Source organism: Streptomyces sp. MS19, assembly GCF_047200595.1.
GTDB lineage: Bacteria > Actinomycetota > Actinomycetes > Streptomycetales > Streptomycetaceae > Streptomyces.
Window position 1 is genome coordinate 1 of record NZ_JBJZOH010000084.1, and the last position, 3,185, is coordinate 3,185.

Genomic DNA, 3,185 nt, shown 5'->3' on the forward strand with positions numbered 1-3,185 from the left:
GATCGTATTCGTCGTTCTGCGCGCCGCGGTCGTCCCGGACGCCGCGGCCCTGCTGCACACCGCGGCGCAGACTGCTCAGCCGGCCGCGGACGTCCTTCGGGTCACGGGAGACCTGGGGTCGGTCCGGGGCGGATTCCTGTGGGGAGTGCTCGGTCAGATGTGCTTGCGGCACTCGTCGTGGGAGTCCGGCGGATGTGGTGCCGCCGGAGCGTTCCTCGCGGCGCGGCCCGCGATCCCGCCACGCCTCCCCGGGTCCCGGCGGTTCCGCCGGGTCACGGGAATCGTCCCGCAGTCGCTGTGCCGGGTCCTCCTCGGGCTGCTGCCTGGCTCGTTCACGGCGGGGTAGTCCCGCGCCGGTCGTGGCGCGGTCATCCGCCGCGACCTGTTCTGTGCCAGTGAAGCCTACGCGCTGCGCGGCCCCGGTGGGACCACCGCGGTGCGATTCCGCAGCGGGTGTGACCGGCTCGAAACCCCGCTGTGTCGTGGGATGTTCGCCCGGCGGGGGCTCGGTGGTGCCGGTGGAGCGCGGGGGCGCGTCCGCCGGTCCGAGCGCCGGGCGGCGTGCGTGGCGTGGTCCCTGGCGGGGTGCCGCCGGGGGGACGGGGGCCGCGGCGTCGTCCGTGTGGGTGATCGCGGGGCGGCCCGCGGGGGCGTGGACCGGGGGAAGCCCGGCGTAACCCCGGTCGTATGCCGCGCCGCCCTGCGCGGGCGTACGGGGCGTACGCGCCGGGGTGATGCGGTCCGCCGCGCTCCCCGGTCCGGCCTCCTCGTCGCGCGTCCCGGCGTTCCCGGGGGCGGGCGAGCACGCGGTCGGGGGGAGCATGACGACCGAGGTGGTGCCGGTGCCCTCGGCCGGGCGCAACTGGACGCGTATGCCGTGCCGTTCGGCGAGGCGGCTGACCACGAACAGGCCCATGCGGCCCGCTACGGCGGCGTCGAGCCTGGGCGGGTCGGCGAGGCGCGCGTTGATGTCCGCGAAGTCGGCCGGGGCGAGCCCGATGCCCTGGTCGTGGATCTCGGCGAGGACCCGGCCGTCGGGCAGGCGGGTCGCGGTGACGCGTACGGCGGTCTGCGGGGAGGAGAACACCGTGGCGTTCTCCAGCAGCTCGGCGAGCAGGTGCACGAGGTCGTTGACGACCTCGGCGTGGACCACCGTGGCGGCGACGCCGCGCAGTTCGATGCGGGCGTAGTCCTCGACCTCGGACGCCGCGGCGCGCAGGACGTCCACGAGGGAGATGGGCCGGTCCCAGCGGTGCGCCGGCTCCTGGCCCGCGAGGACGAGGAGGTTCTCGCCGTTGCGGCGCATGCGGGTCGCGAGGTGGTCGAGCTGGAAGAGGGAGGAGAGCTGGTCGGGGTCGGCCTCCTGGCTCTCCATGGCGCTGATCAGGGTGAGCTGCCGCTCGATCAGCCCTTGGTTGCGGCCGGAGAGGTTGCTGAAGAGCGTGCTCACGTTGCCGCGCAGCACGGCCTGTTCGCCCGCGAGGCGGACGGCCTCGCGGTGGATCTGGTCGAACGCGCGGGCGATCTGGCCGATCTCGTCCCTGGTCGTGATGCCGATGGGCTCCACGCGGGTGTCGGCCCCCGCCGGGCCGCCCTTGGCGAGCCGGTCCACGACGGCCGGGAGACGTTCGCCCGCGACGCCGAGCGCGGCGGCACGCAGGCGGTGCATGCTGCGGCTCATCGACCGCGCGACGAGCCCGGCGACCAGGAACGCGAGGAGGACGGCGGCGAGGACGGCGGCGGCGTTGAGCGCCATGTCGCGGCGGGCCGTGCCGGCGATGTCGCCCGCCTCGCGCACGGCGGCGTCCACCAGATCGGTCTCGATGTCGTGGTAGGCGTCGAACTCGGCGGTGGCCGCCTGGAACCAGGTGCCCGCGTCCACGCCGTCCGGCATGCCGCCCCCGGCCGTCGCGCCGCCCGCGAGGAGGGCGGTCATCGCGTCCAGGTCGGGCGCGGAGGGGGGCGCGCTCGCGGCGGCGCCCTCGGCGGCGTCCGCCATCGCGCTCTCCAGGCGCCGCGCATCCTCCTCGGTCCCGGCCGCGGTGTACTCGCCGCGGGCGATCTCCTCAAGGCGTACGTAGGAGAGGAAGGCGGCGCGCTGCTCGTCCGTGTCCTCCTGGCCGGGTCCCGGGGCGACGAGGAGGTGGACGCCGAGGGCGCGCTGGAGCGAACTGGCGGCCTTGGCGAGGGAGAGGGCGTAGACGCCGCGCCCGTAGGCAGCGAGATTGCCGGTGCCGAGGCCCAGTTCGTTGGAGAAGGACATGAGGGGCCGCTGGACGCGGACGTACGCCTCCTCGGTGGCGGCGCCGGGCAGGGCCTCGGTGTACGCCTGCCGCCGCAGTGTGTCCAGGCGCGTCTCGGCGTCCCCGACGGCGGCGACGCGGCGGCGGATGTTCGGGGTGTCGGGGGCAGCGGCGGCGCGGGCGGCGAACTCCTCGCGCGCCTCGTCGGTGCGCTGCCGCGCGTCGGCGATGCCCGGGTCGTCGCGGCGGCCTTCGAGGAGCGGCCTGGCCGTGACGTCGCGTTCGTCGACGAGGGCGTGGGCGTAGGCGGTGGCGGCGCGGACGAGTCCGGCCGTGCGCTCGGCGTCCTCGGCCTCCTGCCAGCGGTCGTACGAGCCGTAGACCCGTATGCCGCCCAGGACGAGGGCGACGAGGACGGGGATCAGCAGGATGGCGTTGAGCTTGGTGGCGACGCGCCAGTTGCGGAGTGCCAGGCGGGTGCCGGCCGGTGCGGCGGGGCGTGGGCCGTCCGGATGCGGGGGCACCGGCCGGTCCGGTGTGTCGGGGGTCCTGCGCTTGCGGCTCACTGGCTTCCACCTCCCGGCACCGGCACGCGGTCGCGGACGGAGCCGTGACGTCTGCGGGGGTCGGGTGGATTCCAGCACGCCGCGCGGGGAGTTTCCAATCCCTGGAAACGCACAAGTTCGGACGAACTTGACGAGGAGAAAACGGACGTTTGGCTGCAACTGGCGTGAAACAGGTGATTGTTGTACGCGGAGGGGTCGGAGCCGTGTGCGCGCTGTTCGTGAAGCCCGGGTGAACGGGGGCCGCGGACGCGAAAGAACCCGCCCTTGACGTGTCGAACGACACAGGGCCGCGCGCGTCGTGCGCGGCCGGGCGGGTTCCGCTCAGTGAAGACGGGCGAGCAGCGCGTGCTCGACGAGGGTGATCAGGGCGCTCTTC

Annotated in this window: 1 protein-coding gene; it reads right to left on the reverse strand. The window is 74.8% G+C overall.

All coding sequences use genetic code 11. The annotated features are described in order from the left end of the window. The coding region (locus ACL02R_RS29960; RefSeq protein ID WP_412800106.1) for a nitrate- and nitrite sensing domain-containing protein at nt 1-2,809 on the reverse strand (2,809 nt) is incomplete at its 3' end. Between the last annotated feature and the right edge of the window lie 376 nt (nt 2,810-3,185).